General features: G+C 73.5%; 16 protein-coding genes. 9 read left to right on the forward strand and 7 right to left on the reverse strand.

Annotation, left to right across the window (positions count from 1 at the left end):
• The 7 genes from D3A60_RS08180 (at position 1) to crcB (ending at position 6947) form a co-directional block, all read left to right on the forward strand.
• Positions 1–1377: a replication-associated recombination protein A gene (locus D3A60_RS08180; RefSeq protein ID WP_269203663.1), complete on the forward strand. Its 1377-nt coding sequence runs from the start codon at positions 1–3 to the stop codon at positions 1375–1377.
• 437 nt (positions 1378–1814) lie between these two features.
• Positions 1815–3179: a hypothetical protein gene (locus D3A60_RS08185; protein WP_196778690.1), complete on the forward strand. Its 1365-nt coding sequence runs from the start codon at positions 1815–1817 to the stop codon at positions 3177–3179.
• A gap of 203 nt (positions 3180–3382) precedes the next feature.
• Positions 3383–3742 (forward strand): hypothetical protein, encoded by a 360-nt coding sequence (locus D3A60_RS14715; protein WP_231120443.1) that lies wholly within the window; start codon positions 3383–3385, stop codon positions 3740–3742.
• Entirely contained in the window at positions 3739–4470 is a 732-nt protein-coding gene (locus D3A60_RS08195; protein WP_231120444.1) for a C39 family peptidase, read from the forward strand. Before D3A60_RS14715 ends, D3A60_RS08195 begins: the two co-directional genes overlap by 4 nt.
• Before the next feature lie 10 nt (positions 4471–4480).
• Entirely contained in the window at positions 4481–4999 is a 519-nt protein-coding gene (locus D3A60_RS08200) for a hypothetical protein (RefSeq protein WP_119718203.1), read from the forward strand.
• Between the two features lie 45 nt (positions 5000–5044).
• Complete coding sequence (locus D3A60_RS08205; protein ID WP_119718204.1) at positions 5045–6448, forward strand: acetate kinase; 1404 nt, start codon at positions 5045–5047, stop codon at positions 6446–6448.
• Between the two features lie 100 nt (positions 6449–6548).
• The gene (crcB, locus tag D3A60_RS08210; RefSeq protein WP_119718205.1) at positions 6549–6947 is read left to right on the forward strand and encodes a fluoride efflux transporter CrcB; all 399 of its coding nucleotides are present in this window, start codon (positions 6549–6551) and stop codon (positions 6945–6947) included.
• 6 nt (positions 6948–6953) lie between these two features.
• Here the strand turns inward: crcB and D3A60_RS08215 are convergent, their stop codons facing one another.
• From D3A60_RS08215 to D3A60_RS08225, 3 genes are all read right to left on the reverse strand, one after another.
• Entirely contained in the window at positions 6954–7592 is a 639-nt protein-coding gene (locus D3A60_RS08215; RefSeq protein ID WP_119718206.1) for a DUF2238 domain-containing protein, read from the reverse strand.
• Positions 7589–10105, reverse strand: a complete 2517-nt coding sequence (locus tag D3A60_RS08220) for a cation-translocating P-type ATPase (RefSeq protein ID WP_119718207.1) — start codon at positions 10103–10105, stop codon at positions 7589–7591. The genes D3A60_RS08215 and D3A60_RS08220 overlap by 4 nt, the downstream gene beginning before the upstream one ends.
• 86 nt (positions 10106–10191) lie before the next feature.
• Positions 10192–11445 (reverse strand): MgtC/SapB family protein, encoded by a 1254-nt coding sequence (locus tag D3A60_RS08225; RefSeq protein WP_119718208.1) that lies wholly within the window; start codon positions 11443–11445, stop codon positions 10192–10194.
• A 160-nt stretch (positions 11446–11605) separates the two neighbouring features.
• Between D3A60_RS08225 and D3A60_RS08230 the strand changes: the two genes are divergently transcribed.
• Together D3A60_RS08230 and D3A60_RS08235 are read left to right on the forward strand one after the other, a co-directional pair.
• Positions 11606–12379: an SDR family NAD(P)-dependent oxidoreductase gene (locus D3A60_RS08230; protein ID WP_119718209.1), complete on the forward strand. Its 774-nt coding sequence runs from the start codon at positions 11606–11608 to the stop codon at positions 12377–12379.
• 15 nt (positions 12380–12394) lie between these two features.
• Positions 12395–12799, forward strand: a complete 405-nt coding sequence (locus D3A60_RS08235) for a low affinity iron permease family protein (protein ID WP_119718210.1) — start codon at positions 12395–12397, stop codon at positions 12797–12799.
• 89 nt (positions 12800–12888) lie between these two features.
• On the opposite strand, the gene D3A60_RS08240 is transcribed toward D3A60_RS08235, so the two are convergent.
• The 4 genes from D3A60_RS08240 to D3A60_RS08255 are packed head-to-tail and all read right to left on the reverse strand — an operon-like array spanning position 12889 to position 19053.
• Positions 12889–14772, reverse strand: a complete 1884-nt coding sequence (locus tag D3A60_RS08240) for a carboxypeptidase regulatory-like domain-containing protein (protein WP_119718211.1) — start codon at positions 14770–14772, stop codon at positions 12889–12891.
• Positions 14769–16961, reverse strand: a complete 2193-nt coding sequence (locus tag D3A60_RS08245; RefSeq protein ID WP_231120445.1) for a DUF4175 domain-containing protein — start codon at positions 16959–16961, stop codon at positions 14769–14771. The genes D3A60_RS08240 and D3A60_RS08245 overlap by 4 nt, the downstream gene beginning before the upstream one ends.
• Positions 16958–18145, reverse strand: a complete 1188-nt coding sequence (locus D3A60_RS08250) for a BatA domain-containing protein (RefSeq protein ID WP_119718212.1) — start codon at positions 18143–18145, stop codon at positions 16958–16960. The genes D3A60_RS08245 and D3A60_RS08250 overlap by 4 nt, the downstream gene beginning before the upstream one ends.
• On the reverse strand, positions 18142–19053 hold the full coding sequence (locus tag D3A60_RS08255) for a DUF58 domain-containing protein (protein WP_196778691.1): 912 nt from the start codon (positions 19051–19053) through the stop codon (positions 18142–18144). The genes D3A60_RS08250 and D3A60_RS08255 overlap by 4 nt, the downstream gene beginning before the upstream one ends.
• Positions 19054–19063: the final 10 nt, after the last annotated feature.

The following is a 19063-nucleotide window of genomic DNA, read 5'->3' on the forward strand; positions in this document are numbered from 1 at the left end:
GTGGCCCGACGCAGCACTTCCCCTCCGATCGATAGCCCCGTCGACCTGCTGACCGTCGACCGCGACGCCATGCGGCCGCTGGCCGAGCGCATGCGGCCGCGGACGCTCGACGAAATGGTCGGCCAGCGCCGACTGCTGGCGCCGGGGACCGCTTTGCGTCGTGCAGTCGAGTCCGGCCGCGTGCACTCGATGATCCTGTGGGGCCCACCCGGCTGCGGCAAGACCACGCTGGCGCTGCTGCTCGCGCGTTACGCCGACGCAGACTTCCGCGCGATCTCGGCCGTACTCTCGGGCCTGCCCGAAGTGCGCCAGGTGCTCGCCGAGGCGGCGCACCGGTTCGCCGAGGGGCGCCGGACGGTGCTGTTCGTCGACGAGGTGCACCGCTTCAACAAGGGCCAGCAGGATGCGTTCCTGCCGCACATCGAGCGCGGCACCATCCTGTTCGTCGGCGCGACCACCGAGAACCCCTCGTTCGAGTTGAATTCGGCACTGCTGTCGCGGTGCCGCGTGCACGTGATGGAGGCGGTGTCGGTCGATGACATCGCGCAGTCGCTGCGCCGCGCGGTCGACGACGGCGAGCGCGGACTCGGTGCCCTCGGCCTTCGGGTGTCGGACGAGGCGCTGCGCGAGATCGCGACCGCGGCCGACGGCGACGTGCGCCGCGGGCTCACGTTGCTGGAGATCGCCGCCGAGCTTGCCGCCGACGAGGACGGCGAGGTGACCGCCGCCACCCTCGTGCAGGTGCTGGCCGACCGCACGCGCCGCTTCGACAAGGGCGGGGAGCAGTTCTACGACCAGATCTCGGCGTTGCACAAATGCGTGCGCAGCTCGAATCCCGACGCGGCCCTGTACTGGTTCGCGCGGATGATGGACGGCGGCATCGACCCGAAGTACCTCGCGCGGCGCCTGACCCGGATGGCGGTCGAGGACATCGGCCTGGCCGACCCGCGCGCGCTGGCGATGGCGATCGAGGCCTGGGATGCGTTCGAGCGGCTGGGCAGCCCCGAGGGCGACCTCGCGCTGGCGCAGCTGGTGATCTACCTGGCCAGCACCGCCAAGTCGAATGCGGCCTACGCGGCGTACAACGCCGCCCGCGGGGACGTGGGGCAGGGGGGAACCCAGGACGTGCCGCTGCACCTGCGCAACGCACCGACCAAGCTGATGAAGTCGCTCGGCTACGGCCGCGACTACCAGTACGACCACGACGCCGACGGTGGGGTGGCGCTGGACCAGACCGGCTTCCCGGACGCGATGGGCGAACGCGTGTACTACCGGCCGGTTGAGCGGGGCATGGAGATCAAGCTCAAGGAGAAGCTGGACCGGCTCCGCGCGGGGCGGCAGCAGGCGCGCGGCGACGCGCCCGCAGCCGACGACTGACGGCGCTGCTCCCGGGCGGGCAGCTTCGTGGCGCCGGTCGCGCGCCAGGTCCCGCGCGGCAGCTGCCACGGCGAGTTCATTCCCGTCGATGCGCCGCGTCGGGTGATACCGCCCCGGGGGATGTTGCGCGATCGAAACATCGGCCTGCCCCTGGCGGCGCTGCGGTCGGCCCGCCAATTGCGGGGCTTTCAGCGGGCATGCGACGGCGGATCCGTGCCGGCCGCGCGCCGGGCGTTTCGATCGTGCATCGTTCTGGCCCGCCCATCCCCCGATCGGGCGAGGATCGCCCCCCGCGTTGCCGGTTTCCGGGCGATGTTTCCATTCCGAATCAAAGACTTGAGTCTCGGCTCCCGGTGCTTGGCAAGGCTTGTGCGTTCTTCCGTGGTGCGACGTCGTGCGTTGTCCCCCGCAGCGCCCGTCGCACAGGAGAAAAACGTATGCGCATTCGACCCTCAACCATCGCGGCAGCGGTGATCCTCGGACTCGGATTTGCCGGGCAAACGTGGGCGCAGGCTACCAACAACAATTCGGGACTCGGGCTGCAGTTCGCGTTGGACAACGACGCGACCGACAACAGCGTCAACACCGACAACAGTGACAACAGCGACAACAGCGACAATTCGGACAACAGCGACAACAGCGACAACCGCGACTACAGCGGCAGCAACCGCAACAACGACGGACGCGCCCGCGCTAGCGGCTACGGCACCACCGCGGCGAACAACGGATCGGTCGCGACGGCGAACTTCTCCAACTCGTTCAACAGCAACAAGGCGATCGCCTCGACCAACCTCGACGGCTACGTCACCAACATCCAGATCCACGACATCGGCAACGTCGCCAAGAACTGGGGCGACGCCAACGGTGGCGACGGCGGCAAGGGCGGAGCGGGCTACGGCGGCAAGGGCTACGGCGGCGCCGGCTACGGTGGCGACGGTGGCGATGGCGGAGACGGCGGGGACGGCGGCAACGGCGGCTCGGCCAACAACGGCAGCGCGTCCGCGGGCGATGCGAGCAACGGCAGTGCCGAGATCGGCGACGCCTACGCCGGCAACGGCGGCCGCGGTGGCCGGTCGGACAACAACCGCAGCGGTAGTGCGGGCGACGGCGATGCCGACGGTGGCGATGCCGGCGCGGCCAGCCTGGCCGGCGGCGGCGACGCGGGCAACCTGAGCGGCGACGCCGGAGCGGCCACACTGGCCGGCGGCGGCAACGGCTCGGGCAGCAGCGGTCGCGTGCGCGAACGTGGCATCGGCGACGCGACCAGCGGCGACGCCGGCGGAGACGGCGGCGACGGTTCGTCGGGCGACGCGATGGCGCAGGCCGGTGGCAACACCGCGTCCGGCGGCGACGGCACGGCGGGTTCGTCGACGGCGGTCGGCGGAACCGGCATGGCTGTCGGCGGCAACAGCGGCGACCTGGCCAGCGCTGCGGGCGACGGCGGCGACGGCGGCGACGCCAGCAATGGCGACGCGACCAACGGCAGCGCCGATTCCTACGCCTCCAACGGCAGTGCGGACGCCGGTGATGGCGCCGAGGGCGCTGTCGGTGCCGAGGGCGGCTCCGGTGGCGACGGCTACGGCGGCGTCGGCAACGGCGGCGTCGGCAACGGCGCGACCGGCGGAACCGGCGGCAATGGCGGCGCAGTGGCCGTCGATGCCGGCTCGTTCGACATGTCCAACACGATGAGCAACGTCGGACAGGCCGCGGCCGGGATCATGGTGGTTGCGCAGAACAGCGGCTTTGCCTCGCTGATCCAGCAGGGCGTCACCGTGCAGGCCAACCTCAACGTCGGCAACTGAGCGGGCATGCGATGCGCCGCGGCAGGCCCGTGCCCGCCGCGGCGCGTCGTGCACCGGTGCGTTCGACGACATGGAGGTCGTCGCTCGCCTGGTCCGCCGCAGCGCCTGGAGGAACCCCCATGCAATCCGCTCTCTTGCACTGTCGCTACTTGTGCGTTGCGCTCGCGCTGATCGCCGGGCCATCGTGGGCCTCCGACGGCGCCATGCCGTCCGCGGCACCGGCACTGCTGTTCGACCAGTCGCCCGCACTCGCGGCCTCGATCGCCCCGGCGCGTCCCAAGCCCGACGCACCGGCCCGGGTCGACCGCTTCGGCGCGCGCGTACCCGCCGACTCGCTCGCCACGCTGCGCGGCGGCGACGGCTCGATCGACAACCGCAACAACGTCAACGGCCGGGTCACCGACAACGTCGCCGACGGGGTGGTCAGCGGCAACAACACGCTCGGCGACAACGCGTTCTCCGGCGCGAGCGGGATTTCCACGGTGATCCAGAACACCGGATCGAACGTGCTGATCCAGAACGCGATGATCGTGACCGTCAAGTTCGCGGACCCGTCGCCTTGATCGCCCCTGGCACCACGGGCAGCACCCGCAACGCGCGTCCACCGGCGCGCGGATCGTGGCGGCGCGCGGCGCTCGTGCTGCTGCTCGCCGCCGGCCAGGCCGCCGCATCGGACGTGCCGCTGCGCGTGCCCGGCGCCAGCTACGGCATGCGGCTGACCAGCCTGAAAGAGGCGCGCTTCCGCACGACGGTCCCGCAGCGATACGACTTCAGCTGCGGCTCGGCCGCGACCGCGACCCTGCTCACGTACCAGTACGGGCACCCGGTCAGCGAGGCCGACGTGTTCGAGCGCATGTACGCCAGTGGCAACCGCGCCAAGATCCGCGCCGAAGGATTCTCGCTGCTCGACATGCGCCGCTACCTGCGGTCGGTCGGCTACGAGGCCGACGGGTTCGAGCTGCCGCTCGACAAGCTGCTCGAAGAGGGCGTCCCGGCGATCGTGCTGCTGAACGATCGCGGCTACCGCCACTTCGTCGTGGTCAAGGGGCTGCGCGGCCACCGCGTGCTGATCGGCGATCCGGCACGCGGCAACCGCGCGATGTCGCGTCGCCGCTTCGACACGCTGTGGGACAACCGGGTGCTGTTCGTGATCCACAACCGCCGCGAGCGCGCGCGGTTCAACCAGCGCGAGGACTGGGCGACGGTGCCGCCGGCGCCACTCGAGGCCGGCATCCAGCGCGACAGCCTGCGCAACGCGACCGTGCTCAAGCGCGGCCACGGCGACATCTGAGGACTCGACGATGAACGCGAGCGCCACCCGTTCCCTGACCTTCGCAGTCGCCGCCGTGCTGCTCGCTTCAGCCTGCGCGGACGTACACGCCGCCGAGCCGCGCCGCGCGCTGCGCACGATGGGCCCGGGCTGGGTGCCCGTGCCGACGCAGCAGCTCGCCGGCATGCGCGGAGGCTACCAGCTGCCCGGCGGGCTGCAGTTGTCCTTCGGCGTCGCACGCGTGGTGTACGTCAACAACCAGATGGTCGCGAGCACGCGCGTGGTGATACCGGACGTCGCGCGGATGACCGCGTCGCAGGCCACGGCGCTGCGCGAGTTCCAGGACGGCACGGTCGTGCAGGTGGGCGAAGGCAATCGCGTCTCCCCCGGGACCGCCGGCGGACTGGTGGTGCAGAACGCGCTCGACGGGCAGGACATCCGTGCGGTCACCACGCTCGACATCGGCGTCGACACGCTCGGCGTGTTCCAGGCGCTGAACGCCCAGCACGCGCTGCACGACGCGCTGCTGCTGGCACCCGGAACTCCCTGATCCCCCACGCGCAGGCACGGTGCCGCGCAACGCAGGATGGTCGCGATGAACGCAACGGCAAGGACACCGCGCTCGACGGCCAGCCGGCTGATGCTGGCCCAGTGCATCTCGCTGGTGATCGCGGGGCACGCGCACGCACAGTCGGGCGTCGACGACGCGGCCGACGATGCGCGCCTGGACCGGCTCGAGCAGCTGCTGCGCGAGCAGAGCGAGAGCATGGAGCAGCTGCGCGACACGCTCCGCCGCCAGGAGGACGAGATCACCGCGCTGCGGCAGGAACTGGCCGACGAGCAGCTCGACGACCTGCGCGCGCAGGGCGGCGATTCGGACGCGTGGCCTGGCGTGCCGATGCCGACCCAGCAGGGCGGGGGCGTGTCGCTGCCGCCGCTGGCCGGCGCAGCGGCGGCCGCCGTCGCGGCCGCGCAGGCCCAGGCGGGCCAGTCCGAGGCGCCGCGCGTCGAACCGGTCGGGCAGGCGCCGGAAGAGCTGAGCCGTCCGCCGGAAGTCGCGCAGATCTTCCAGCAGCCCGGCGTGCTGACGCCGAAAGGCGGCTTCGTACTGGAGCCGTCGGTGCAGTACGGCTACTCGGCGACCGATCGCGTCGCGCTGGTCGGCTACACGATCATCCCGGCGATCCTGATCGGACTGATCGACGTGCGCCAGGTCAAGACGACCACCGTGGTGACGTCGCTAACCGCGCGCTACGGCCTGACCAACCGGTTCGAGCTGGAGGCCCGCGTGCCGTACGTGAACGTCACCAGCGACACGATCAGCCGCGAGATCTTCACCGGCACCGCAGTCGACAGCGTGTTCAACTCGCGCGGCAGCGGCATCGGCGACGTCGAAGTGACGGCGCGCTACCAGATCAACACGCCCGATCCCGACCGTCCGTTCTACGTCGGCTGGCTGCGCTACAAGAGCCGCACCGGCAAGGACCTGTTCGAGGTCACCACCGACTGCGTGACGCGCTGCGTGGCCAACGCCACCGGCACCGGCCTGCCGTTGGAGCTGCCGACCGGCAGCGGCTTCGAGGCGGTGCAGACCGGCCTGACCTGGCTGCTGCCGTCCGATCCGGTCGTCTTCTTCGGCAGCGTCAGCTACCTGCACAACATGCCGCGCAAGAACGTCTCGCGCACCGTGCTCGGCGGCGAGCGCGAGTTCATCGGCGAGGTCAAGGCCGGCGACATCATCGGCCTCAACGTCGGCATGGGGCTGGCGCTCAACGAGAAGGCGTCGATCAGCATCGGCTACGACCAGAACATCGTCGGCGAGACCAAGCAGAACGGGGTCGATTCGCCCGGCTCGGTGCGCACGACGCTCGGGACGCTGCTGCTCGGCGGCACCTACCGGCTCGGCCCGAAGAGCTACCTGAACCTCGCGCTCGGCGTCGGCGCCACGCGCGACGCGCAGGACTCGAGCCTGACGCTGCGCTACTCGCGGGCGTTCTGACGCGCGCCCGGCACACGCGGCCGGGCGCGACTTGCAGCGCAGCGTGGCATCGGGGATCGTCCACGCACCGGCGCCTGCGCGCTGCCTACGGAACGCGTCGATGTCGCTGTGGTGGCAGCAGTTGCTGTTGGTGATGGCCGGCGGCGCGCTCGGCGCGGCTGGGCGCTTCTGGCTCGGCGGCGCGCTGCTGCGGCAGCTCGGCACCGGCATCCCGTGGGGCACGCTGGCGGCGAACCTGATCGGTTCGTTCGCGGTCGGCCTGCTGGCGGTGCTGCTCGAAGGGCGCGGTCCGGCGGCGCTCTACTGGCGGGCGTTCCTGATCGTCGGCGTGCTGGGTGCGCTGACGACGTACTCGGCGCTGATGCTCGAATGCCTGCTCTATGCGCGCTCGAACCGCACCGGGCTGATGCTCGGCTACCTCGGCGGCACGCTGCTGGCGGGAATGTTGCTGGTGTGGGCCGGCGCGCGGCTCGGCGCGCTGCTGCGCGCGGGCGCCTAGCCCGCGTCAGCGCCTGCGGCCGCGGTCGACCGCCAGCACGACCGCCATCGACGCGAGACTGCCGAGCGTCGCCAGCGCCATGTCGCGCTGCGCGTCCCACGGATCGCCCTGCGTACCGAGGTAGGCGACGCCGAGGTCGCCGCCGAACACCAGCGCCGCGGCCCATTCGACCAGCTCGTACAGCACCGAGTGCGACATCACGAAGGCCACGGGCAGCACGACGCGCCAGGCGCCGCGCGGCTGCGCGCGCTGCACGATGACGTCGCGGGCGGCCGGCGTCACCAGCGCCCCGTAGAGGAAATGCAGCAGGCGGTCGTAGTGGTTGCGCTCGAACCCCAGTGCCGCGTCGACCGAAACGCCCAGCCAGCGCTGCGTCCACGCGTCGTACGGCACCTCGGAGTAGGTGTAATGGGCGCCGATCTCGTGCAGCAACAGGAACACGAACAGCGCCGCGTAGCTGCCCGTCCGCAGCGGCAGCCGCGTCCGCGACGCGACCAGCCAGGCGACCGCGAACACGACCAGCACGTTCTCCAGCAGCCAGTCCTGACGGTAGTGCGGTGCGATGCCCGATGCGATCCACGCGATGGCGAACACAGCCAGCAGCACGGGCGGCAGCCGGTCGCCGGTGCGCGCCGGCACGCTCATCGCACCGCTCCGTCGACCCGCGATCCGCGCCGCAGGGGCCGAAGCGGCGCGATCAGCGCGACGCCCAGCAGCGGCAGGGCCACCGCGATGGCACTGGCGCCCGCCGGCGGCGGTGCGAAGTCGAACCACGCGGCCGGCACGCGCAGCTGGGTGACGGCGAGCGCCAGCGTCGTCGCCACCCCCGAAACGATCCAGAACGCCCGGTTCGGCGCGCGCAGCGCCTGCCACAGCGATTCGCCACTGCGGTTGAGCGCGATCAGGCCGAGGTTGCCGACCACCAGCGACAGGAACGCCATCGCGCCGAGCTGCGGGCGGGGCAGGGCCAGCGCCACGCCGGCAGCGTAGACGGCCACGACCGCGGCGAGCATGACCACCCCCTGCGCCAGCCCGCGCGCCAGCGTCGCGGGCGACAGCAGGCGCTGCGTGCGCGGGCGCGGCGGGCGGCGCATGACGTCGCCACCGGCGCGCTCGCGCTCGAACACGATCGAGCACGACGGGTCGATGATCAGCTCGATGAACACCACGTGCAGCGGCTGCAGCAGCATCGGCGCGCCGAGCAGCAGCGGCAGCAGCGCCAGCCCGGTGATCGGCACGTGCACGGCCAGGATGTAGGTCACCGCGCGGCGGATGTTGTCGTAGATCGCGCGGCCCAGCCCGATCGCGCCGACGACGGTGACGAAGTTGTCGTCGAGCAGCACGATCGACGCGGCCTCGCGCGCGACGTCGGTGCCGCGCCCGCCCATCGCGATGCCGACGTCGGCCGCCATCAGCGCCGGCGCGTCATTGACGCCGTCGCCGGTCATCGCGACTGTCGCGCCGCCGGCCCGCAGCGCCTGCACCAGCCGCAACTTGTGGTCGGGCTTGACCCGCGCGAACACCGACGTGGCGCGCAGTCGGGCCGCGAGCGCGCCGGCATCGAGCGCCTCGATGTCGGCGCCGGTGGTCACCCCGTCGTCGGCGTCGAGCCCGGCCTGCGAGGCGATCGCGGTCGCCGTCGCGGCGTGGTCGCCGGTCAGCATCAGCACGCGCACCCCGGCCGCCTGCGCCTGCGCGACCGCGGCCGGCACGCCGGCGCGCAGCGGGTCGGCCAGCCCGACAAGCCCGAGCCACTGCAGGCCGAACGCGGACGGATCGTCCGGCAGGGTCTCCGGCGCGCCGGGCCACTCGGCGGCGGCGACGCCGAGCACGCGCAGCCCGCGTGCGGCCAGCTCGGCCACCGTGGCCATCACCGCCGCCTGCTGCTCGGCATCGAGCCTGCACAGTGCGGCGACGGCCTCCGGCGCGCCCTTGCAGTGAGCCTGCAATGCCGCGCGGTCGGTCGTGCGCCACACGTGCACCATCGCCAGGCGCGCCGGGGACAGCGGGTACTCGCGAATGCAGGTGCCGTCGCGATGGTCGCCTACGCGGCAGGCCGCGGCGCGGGCGCGGCCGATCGCCTGCTCCATCGGGTCGTGCGGCTGCGCGGCGCTCGCGCGCCATGCCGCTTCGAGCAGCCGAAGCGACGCAGCCGCCGGGTCGGGCGCCGGGCGTGCCGGGCGCAGTTCGGCCACCGCCATGCGGTTCTCGGTGAGGGTGCCGGTCTTGTCGACGCACAGCACGTCGATCGCCCCGAGCGCCTCGATCGCCGGCGGCCGCCGCACCAGCGCGTGGTGCCGCGCCATTCGCCAGCCGCCCAGCGCCAGGAACACCGTGAGCACGACCGGAAACTCCTCCGGGATGTTCGAGATCGCCAGCGTGATGCCGGCCAGCAGCGCGTCGAGCCAGCCGCCGCCGGCGCTGACATACGCGGCGACCACGGCCACGCACGACAGCAGGCCGATCACCGCGAACACCGCGACGGCGCGCCCGATCTCCCGCTGCATCGCGCTCGGCTGCGGCCGCAGCCCGTGCAGGGCCAGCCCGATGCGCCCGACTTCGGTCGCGGCGCCGGTGGCGGTGACCTCGGCCAGCCCGTGGCCGCGCACGACCAGCGTGCTCGCGTGCAGCCGCATGTCTCTGTCGGGGCCCGCGGACGAGCGCGCGACCGGGACCGACTCGCCGGTCAGCATCGACTCGTCGACGTGCAGGTCGGTCGCCGACAGCAGCCGCGCGTCGGCGGGAACACGGTCGCCTTCGGCCACGGCGACGAGGTCGCCGACGACCAGCTCGCGCGCGGCCACGACCGTCAGCGCGCCGTCGCGCAGCACGCGGGCGCGCGGGCTGCTGAGGTCGCGCAGCGCCTGCAGCGCGTGCTCGGACTTGCGCTGCTGGTAGACAGTGAGGCCGATCACGGCCAGCACCGAGGCGCCCAGCGCTGCGGCCTCCTGCGGGTCGCCGAGCAGCACGTAGACGCCCGCCGCACCGAGCAGCAGCAGCACCATCGGCTCGCGCACCACGCTCCAGACCATCGCGGCGAAACGCCGCTGCTCGCCCTGCGGCAGCAGGTTGGGCCCGTCACGCAGCAGCCGCGCCGCCGCCTCGGCCGCGGTTAGGCCGTGCGGGGCAGGGGACGTCGCGTCGAGCAGGTCGGGCATCGAACGGGCATCCCGGCGGGTTGGCGAGGTCGAGTATCCGGCGCGCGACGGCCGCGCGTTTGACCCGCATCAAGCCGGCGCGCGCCTCAGTCGAAATGCACGACGAGCGCGAACGCCAGCACCATCGCGACGATCCCCGGCAGCACGCGCCACGCGTACGCGCGGCCGCCGCGGAGCGCCGCCATCACGCACTTCATCAGCGAGTTGGTCGCCAGCGCGGCGGTAATCGCCAGCAGCGCGAGTTCCTGCTCGACCCGGCCCGCGGCGACCAGCTGCGCCGCCGACGCGGTGGCGGCGTGGACATCGGCCAGGCCCGTCGCGGCGAGCACCCACGGCAGGCTGCGGTCGCCGAGCAGCTGCTGGGCCACGGCGGCCAGCAGCATCGCGCCGGCGACGATCGCGACGAAGGCCAGCGCGTGCCGCGGTTCGAACGGCCGTCGACCGGCCAGGCGATGGCCGTCGAGGCCGCCGCGGAACGCCTGCACGCTCGCCAGCACCGCCGCAGCGACCGCCACCGTGCCGGCGGCGGCCAGTGGGACGGCGGCGTGCCGCAGCAGCGGCGGCGACAGCGCGGCCAGCACCACGGCCAGCTGCACCACCGTGCCGACGTTCGACACCAGCCCGGCGCTCGCGAACGCCGCGGCCAATGGGGGCTCCGCGCGCGCCTTGTCGCCCATCGCGGCGATGGTGGCGGTGCTCGATACGAAGCCCCCGGCCAGCCCCGCGATCGCCAGGCCCCAGCGCGCCCCGAACAGCCGCAGCGCGAGGTAGCCCGCGGTGCTCACGCCCATCACCGCGACCAGCAGCGTCCACAGCCGCCGCGGGTTGATCGCGCCCCACGGGTCGATGGGCCGGTCCGGCAGCAGCGGGAGCACCACGAACGCGGCGGCGACGAGCAGCAGCGCGTCGTGCAGCTCCTGCGGCGTGAGGTGCTCGCGCGAGAAGTGGTGCAGGCGCGACTTGCTGGCCAAGGTGATCGCCACGACCACGCCCAGCGCCGCGGCCAGCCCGGCGCTGCGCATCGCCAGCACGCCGAGCAGGAACGTCGCCAGCATCGCCACTTCGGTGGTCAGGCCCGGGTCGTGGCGGCGCGTGTGCCGGTAGCTGGCCAGGACCGCCGCAACGACGAAGACGCCGGCGATCGCGACGCCGACCGGCCCGACCAGCTCGGCGATCGCGCCGCCGAGCGACAGCAGCAGAAAGGTGCGGACGCCCGCCGCCGCGCGCGACGGGCCGGCCCCTTTCGCCCGCTCGCGCTCGATGCCGACCAGCAGGCCGATGCCGAGCGCGGCCGCCAGCCCGGTCAGCACGTGGGGGGACAGGGCGGTCTCGGTCAGCATGGCCGAAGCTTGCGCGGGCGCGGCCACGGGTGACAACCTCCGCGCGACACGGGAGCTTGATCCGGATCAAGACGCGGGCGCCGGCGCTCGCGTCTGCTGTAGCCATCGCCGCGGCGCATCCACGTGCCGAAGGCCGTCACGCACCCGCCAGGAGGCCACCATGGATCGCTTGAAAGGCAAGACCTGCGTCATCACCGGCGGCGCGCTCGGCATCGGGCGCGCGTGCGCGCTGCGGATGGCGGAGGAGGGCGCGGCGATCGCCGTGTTCGACGTGCTCGATGCGCAGGGGCGTGAGCTGGTCGACGAGCTGCAGGCCGGCGGCGCGCGGGCGCGCTACTGGCACGTGGACGTCGCCAGCGAGGCCTCCGTGCAGGCGGCGATGGACGAGGCCGCCGCGCACTTCGGCGCGCTGCACGTGCTGGTCAACAACGCCGGCATCGCCGGCGCGAACAAGCCCACGCACGAGATCACCGAGGCCGAGTGGGACCGCGTGCAGTCGGTCAACGTCAAGGGCGTGTTCTTCTGCACCAAGCACGCGATCGCACACCTCAAGCGGGCCGGCAGCGGCAGCATCATCAACCTGTCGTCGATCTACGGCCTGGTCGGCGGCCCCGACGTGCCGCCGTACCACGCATCCAAGGGCGCGGTGCGGCTGATGGCCAAGACCGACGCGATGCTGTACGCCGCAGACGCCATCCGGGTCAATTCGATCCACCCGGGCTACATCTGGACGCCGATGGTCGAGAATCACCTGCACGACAGCGGCGCCACCGACCTGGCCGCCGCGCGCGAGCAGGTCGGCCGGATGCATCCGCTCGGCCACGTTGGCGAGCCCGACGACATCGCGTGGGGCGCGGTGTACCTGGCCTCGGACGAGTCGCGCTTCATGACCGGCGCCGAGCTGGTCATCGACGGCGGCTACACGGCGCGCTGAGGCGGGAGGACCGTCATGACCTGGTCGCACCGGTTCGACGCGATCGCCAAGACATCGTCGCGGTTCACCGGGCGCCCGATGGCGTTCGCGCTGGCGGTGGCCCTGATCGTCGGCTGGCTGCTGCTGGGCCCGCTGTTCGGCTTCAGCGACACGTGGCAGCTGGTGATCAACACCGCGACGACGATCGTGACGTTCCTGATGGTCTTCGTGATCCAGAACACGCAGAACCGCGACACCGAGGCGATGCAGATCAAGCTCGACGAGCTGATCCGCGCGACCGAGGCGGCCAACAACGCGATGCTCGACCTCGAAGAACTCGACGAGCGCACGCTCGATGCGATCCGGGCGCGCTACGAGGCCATGGCGCGGCTGTCGCGGGAGCGCAAGCCGGCGGTGAGCGAGGATCCGGGCGGGGATTGAGTCAGGCGGCGTGCTGCCTGAGGGCGCAACGGCCCCGATGACGCGGCGGGTCGCTAGTTGCTTGAGTGCGCATAATGCCTATTATGTAATTACGGGCTGGGCGTTCCCACGGTGGACCGGCCCAGCCGGGACCGCTCGAACCACCACAGCGCACCGCTCGCCAGCAGCCAGGCCAGCCACCACGGCCACCGTGCGCCTGGGCTGCGCGGCGCGGCCGCCGTCGAAGCGGCTATCGGCACGGCGCGTTGCACTACGAGCCGCAGCGTCGCCTCGCGAACGGCGTTGCGGTGCAGCCCCGGTGCCGAGTCCGCAGCGCGCACGTGGAACCACGCCGACTGCGGGCCCGACGCCAGGCGATGCCATCCGGACTCGCGCGGCCAGAACGCGGCACAACGCGCCGAGCCGGTGGCCGGATCCACCAGAACGGGTCGGATCGCGCCGCCCGGCGTCAGGACCCGCGTGCCACCGGCCACGCCGCACAGCGACAGGCGCTGGCCCTGTCGATGCTCGCCGTCGACGGACAGAACCCCGCCGGATCGCGGGCGTGACACGGTGGCGACCGCCTGGCTCCACAGCTCGGCGTGCAGATCGCCGCGACCGCCGAGCACCAGCCGGTAGCTGTCGGTCAGCGCGGTCACCGCGATCCGCCCTCGCCCCTCGGACCGCCACAGCGACAGCGGCTCGCCGGCGCGCCCGCGCAGCATCACGACCGCGTCCGGCGCGGTGGCCCGCACGGTGCGACGCGTCAGCATCGGTGGCTCCGGCAGTGCCGCGTCACGGTCGCGTGGCGCGTCGGGCGTGCCCGGCCCCACGCGCGCGCGCAGGGCGTCGGCGTCCTGGACCGGCAAGTCCAGCCGCACCTCGGCCGCGTCGCCACCGCCTTCCACGCTGAATCCGAGCGCCCGCAACCGCGCGCGCTCGACCGCACCCAGCGGTGCGGTGACGCGCAGCACCACGCCGAGACCGTCGCGCAGCGCGGCGGTCAACGCCTCGCGCTGGGCCGCGCCGAGCGCGGACCACGCGCGCTCATCGAGCACGACGGCGTCGAACCGCCGCAGGCTCACCGCATCCAGTGGGATCGGCGCGTCGCCGAGCTGCAGCCCGCCGCCGGCGTCGATCCGCGTGTGCATCGGCAGACCCGCGTCCCGGGCCCAGCGGCGCAGGAACTTCACCTCGGGGCCCGGCGCGCCGGCGAGAACCAGGATCCGCGGTGGCGGTTCGGCAACGACCTGCAGCGGCACGTCGATGTCCTCGACAGTCTGCTGGCGCGAATCGCGCAGGCGCAGGAGGAAGCCGGCCGCGCCGGCGACGCGCGCGGTGCCGGACAGCCGGAACCGGCCGTCCTGCGCCAGCGCCACGCGGTCGACGCGCTGGCGTCCGGGATCGAGCAGCTCGGCCACGCCGCCGCGCAGTCCGTTCGCGCGGCCGTCGACGTGGAAGACCGCGCCGACCTGCGCCTGCGCCGGCGCATCGAGCTCGACCAGCCCGCGCGGCAGCGGGTCTGGATCGAAGGCGATGTCCAGACCGCGCGCCGCATCGCGGTCGCGCGCCTCGAGGCCGTCGCCGACGATGCGCAGGCGCGCCGTGCCGGGATGGCGCCGAAGCGCGGTCGCCAGGTCCGGGACGCGTTCGATTCCGGGCAGCGCGGGGGCCTCAGGCAGTGCAATCCGTGCATCGCCCCCCTGCCCCGCGCCGATACGCGCGGGCAGCGCGCCCGCCGTCGCGACGACCAGCGTCCGCGCCTCGCCGCGCGTCGTCGGCGGCAGCAGCGCGAAGTACAGCAGCGCCGCGCACAGCGGTTGCGCCAGCAGCAGCGCCGCGATGCGCCACGCGCGCGACCGCTGGTCCGGATCGGCACGCCAGTGGCGGTACAGCACGCGTGCGCTCGCGAGCACCACCGCGGCGCCGAGCAGCACCGCGATCGGCACGCCGACGGAATCGGGTGTCCCGGCGAAGGCCAGCAGCGGCGTCACGGCGCACCGTCCCGACGCAGCGCGTCGAGGTAGCGCTGTCCTGCCGCGTCGGCGGCCTCGCGGCGCGGAACGCCGGCGGTCGGGCGCGGCAGCAGCGGCCACAGCAGCGCACGCAGGTCGCGACGGCAGCGATCGCAGCGCGGGTCGGCGCGCAGCGCTTCGATCGCGGCGACGAAGGCCAGCGGGTCGGCCAGCCGCGCCTGGTGCTCGCGCAGCCAGCGCTCGAGCGTGGCGAAATCCACCGGCGCCGGCGCTTGCCCGCGCGCGACGGGCGCGTCGTCGAGGGCGCGCCACAGCGTCGCGAGCGTCGGATCGGGCGCCGTCGCCGCGACCAGCGCATCGTCGCGGCGCGACAGCCCGGAGCGATCGCCACCAAGCCGGCGGCTGTCGTCGATCGGCGGCAGCTCCGGTCCGACGCGCGCCAGGTAGATGCGGCTGGCCTGCTGCACCTCCTTGATGAAGCCCAGCGCCCGGTACGCGTACGGCAGCGCGAGGTCGGGCCGGCCCTGGCGCAGGTTCAGTTCGGACTGCCACATCTGGTCGAGCGCCGCCTTCAGCGTGATACGCGTTTCCGGATCGAGCAGCGTCGCGGCCTCGGCCTGGTCGTGGGTGTGGCCGTACGCCTCCAGCACCGCGGCCTCCTCGCCGAACACCGGCGCCCTGCCCGGTGCGGCCGGGTCGTCGTCGTGGCCGTGATCGTCCGCGGCCGGCGGTGCTTCCGCTTCGGCCTGCGCGTCGTCCGCGGGGGCGTCGGGCGCATCGTTGGTCGGCAGCTGCGGCGCGCCGTCGGTTTCCTCGCCGAGGAACTGGCCGTAGCGCAGGCGCAGCAACCTTTGGTCGACGCCGATGCCGTCGCTGCGCGCGAGGTAGTCGTCGGCCGCCAGCTGTCGCTTGCGCTTCAGCAGCGCTTCGGCGTCGATGATGATCTGGCGCTGGCTGCGGAAGTACGCCGGCAGCACCTTCTTGACCATGCCGTCCAGCCCGGTGGTCTCGGTGCCGAGGTCGGACGGCCAGCGCAGGATCAGGCTGGCGCTGCGCGCGCTCTGCGGCGAAGGCGCGCGGTTGTCGTTGACGCTGAGCTGCACGATCAGGTCGTCGCCTGCCGCCAGGCCGAGCGCGGCGAGGTCGAGCCGGTGCGCGAAGCGCCGCCGCGTGCGCGGACCGGTGCCGCGCACGACGATGGTCTGCTCGCGGAACGTGATGTTCTCGCCGCTGCCCTGCGCCAGCGTGATGCGCAGGCGCGCGGCCGCGGACACGCCGTGATCGTCCGTCGCTTCGAACGCCACCGACCAGCTGCGCTGGCCCGGCGTGACGAGGCTGAGGCCGCGATCGGGCGCGAGCACGCGCAGCTGTGGCGGGCGGTCCGGAACCACGTCGAGGCGATGGCGCGCGGCAGGAACAAGCCTTGGGGAACGCTCCAGCTCGATGCGGTACAGCGCCGGGCGCACGAGCACCTCGCTGCCCCGCCACGCGTCGCCGTCGCGCACCAGCCGGATGCGGCGGCCGTCATGGAACACCAGCGACGCCGCCGCCGGCTGCGGCACGAACCGCAGCGTCCACTGCAGCCGCGTGCCGTGCGGCACCTTGGCGTCGAGCGTTTGCCGCGTGCGCGCGGGCTGCCCGGTGTAGGCCGGCGGGGCGATGCGCAGCGCCTGCTCGACGATGCGCGTCTGCGTCGGCACCGCCGGACCGGCGCCGATCCGCGCCAGCACGCGCTCGACGGTCACCGGCTCGCGCTCGGGCCACGACACGATCGCGGCGATCGCGAGCGCTCCGACCGCGGCGGACAGCGCGACGGCGCGCATCGACCAGCGCGGGCGCAGGTCCGGCAGCGCGTCGGCCGCAATGCGGTGCTGCAGGCGTGCACGCTGCAGACGTTCCAGCGGCGACAGCGCGGCGTCGGACGCGAACAGCAGGTCGGCGCTGTCCTCGAGGTCGGCGCGCCGGGCGTCCAGTTCGCGCACCAGCCAGCGGCGGTCGAGGCGCCGGGCGCGATCCCACGCGAACGCCGCCAGCGCTCCGGCCACGGCCAGCGCGGTGATCGACGCGGCGCCGCTGCCACCGACACGCCACGCCAGCACCGCAGCGGCGACGGCGATCGGCAGCCCGATCAGGGCCGTATCGAACGCCCGGCGGCGCTGCGCCCGGCGCAGCGTGTCGTCGAGCATCGGGTCGACGCTGGCCGTCATGGCGCCGCCCTCCCCCGCGCGCCGGTCGCGAGCCAGCGCTCGAGCAGGAACACCAGCGCGATCGCCAGCGCCAGCCACGCCTGCAGGTCGCGCGCGGCCGGGATGAAGGTCGGCCCGCCGGTGTCGGGTTCGTGCTGCTGGGCAAGCACCCGCGCCGGCGCAGGCGGGTCGGGCTCGAACAGTCCGCGCAGCCGCCGCGGGAACTCGGCGTCCAGCAGCACCGGCATCTGCCCGGGCACAAGCGATCGGGTCAGCCGCATCAACCGGCCGCGGCCGTAGGCGCCGCCTTCGACCAGCACGCCGCCAGCGTCGTCGCGCCACAGCGGGACGCGCCCCGGCAGATCGTCGACGCGGGCCTGCGCATCGAGCAGCACGTCAGCGCCGCCGCGTGCGTATTCGAGCACCGGCGCGGGCACCGGCCCCGGCACCAGCCACACCAGCGGCCGCGCCGTCGCCGGCAGCGGCGCGCCGGCCGCGGCGAAGTCCAGCGCTACGGGGTCGGCTCCCGCCGTTTGAGGCTGCCAAGCCATCGCGGCCGCACGCAGGTAGCGCAGCGCGGCCTCGCGTTCCGGCGCGTAGCGCACGCTCAACGTCGGCGCCGGGACGGCCGGGATCGCGCGGTCGCGCTCTGGGGCGCCCGGAACGATCCGCCACTCGACGCGCCGGCCCAGCCGCGGCCGCTGCGCATCGACGCCGTCGAGCGTCTCCGGCACGAGCACCGTCAGCGCGACGTCGGGCGGCAGCGTCGCGTCGAGTTCGCGCAGCAGGCTGGTCGACGTCGCGCGGGGTGACGGGGCCATCTCCGGCGCCAGTGCTTCGTCGAGCGCCGGAAACCCGGGAGCAAGCCAGTGCCAGCGTGCATCCGCCGCGCCGCCGAGCGCGCGGGCGCGCTCCACGTCGACGCCGGGCACGACCGCCACCCACGGATCGCGGCTCCACGCACCGGAAAGCACCGGCCGCGCGAGCAGAACGGCCAGCAGCACGACGAGCAGCAGGCGCGCGATCAGCAGCGGCCACTCGTCGAAGCGGACGCGGTGCCTGGGCTTGGGCTTCTGGCGCAGCCACTGCAGCGCCGCGAACACCGTTGGCCGCTGTTCGCTGCGTCGCGCCAGGTGGATCAGCAGCGGCAGCAGCACCGCGGCCAGCGCCGCCAGCGCGGCCGGCAACAGCAGCGCGAGGTTCACGCGTACTCCGCGGCGTCGCGCGCGCCGAACAGCCGCCGCAGCGGCAGGTCCAGCGCCTCGTCGAGCACGTAGGTCGCATGGCGGATGCCGGCCGCGTCCAGCCGCGCGTCGAGCGCGGCGCGCGCCTGCGCGAACCGCGCGAGGAAATCGCTCCGCATCGCTGCGCCGTCGCCGAGCAGTTCGTCGCCGGTCTCGGGGTCGCGGAAGCGGTGCCCGCCCGCGAACGGGAAGTCGCGTTCTTCCGCGGTGAGGATCTGGATCGCGACGACTTCGCGCCGCGCTGCGGCCAGCCGCGTCGCGACCTCGACGCCCCCGTCGTCGAACAGATCGCTCAGCAGCACGACGAGGTCGCCCGCGCCGATCCGCTCCCACAGCGGCCGCAGCGACGCGCTCGGCGGCCACGCGCCTTCGGCATCGAGTGCATGCAGTTCGAGCAGCAGGCGGTCGCGCTGACGCACCGACGACGCGGGCGCGACCAGCCGCACACCGTCGCCGCGCAGCACGATCAGGCCGAACCGGTCGCCCTGCCGCAGCGCGAGCTCGGCCACGCACGCGGCCAGGCCCTTGGCCGCGGACAGCCGCGACCAGCCGGGTCGTGCGGCGTCCTGCTGCGCCATCGACGCGGTGGCGTCGACGACCAGCCACACCGCCAGCGGGCTTTCGCGTTCTGCCTCGCGGACGAAGAACCGGTCCGAGCGCGCGTACAGCTTCCAGTCGACCTGGCGCAGCTCGTCGCCCGGCTCGTACGCGCGGTACTGGGCGAACTCGAGCCCGGCGCCGCGGCTGCGGCTGTGGTGCAGGCCGATGCCCTGCAGCCCGACCGCGCGTCGCGAGGTCAGGCGCAGGTCCTTCAGCCGCGCGCGCACCGCGGGCGGAATGAAGTCGGCGATGGTCGAGCCGTTACCCACGCGTTGGCAC

The organism is Cognatilysobacter tabacisoli (assembly GCF_003586305.1).
GTDB lineage: Bacteria > Pseudomonadota > Gammaproteobacteria > Xanthomonadales > Xanthomonadaceae > Cognatilysobacter_A > Cognatilysobacter_A tabacisoli.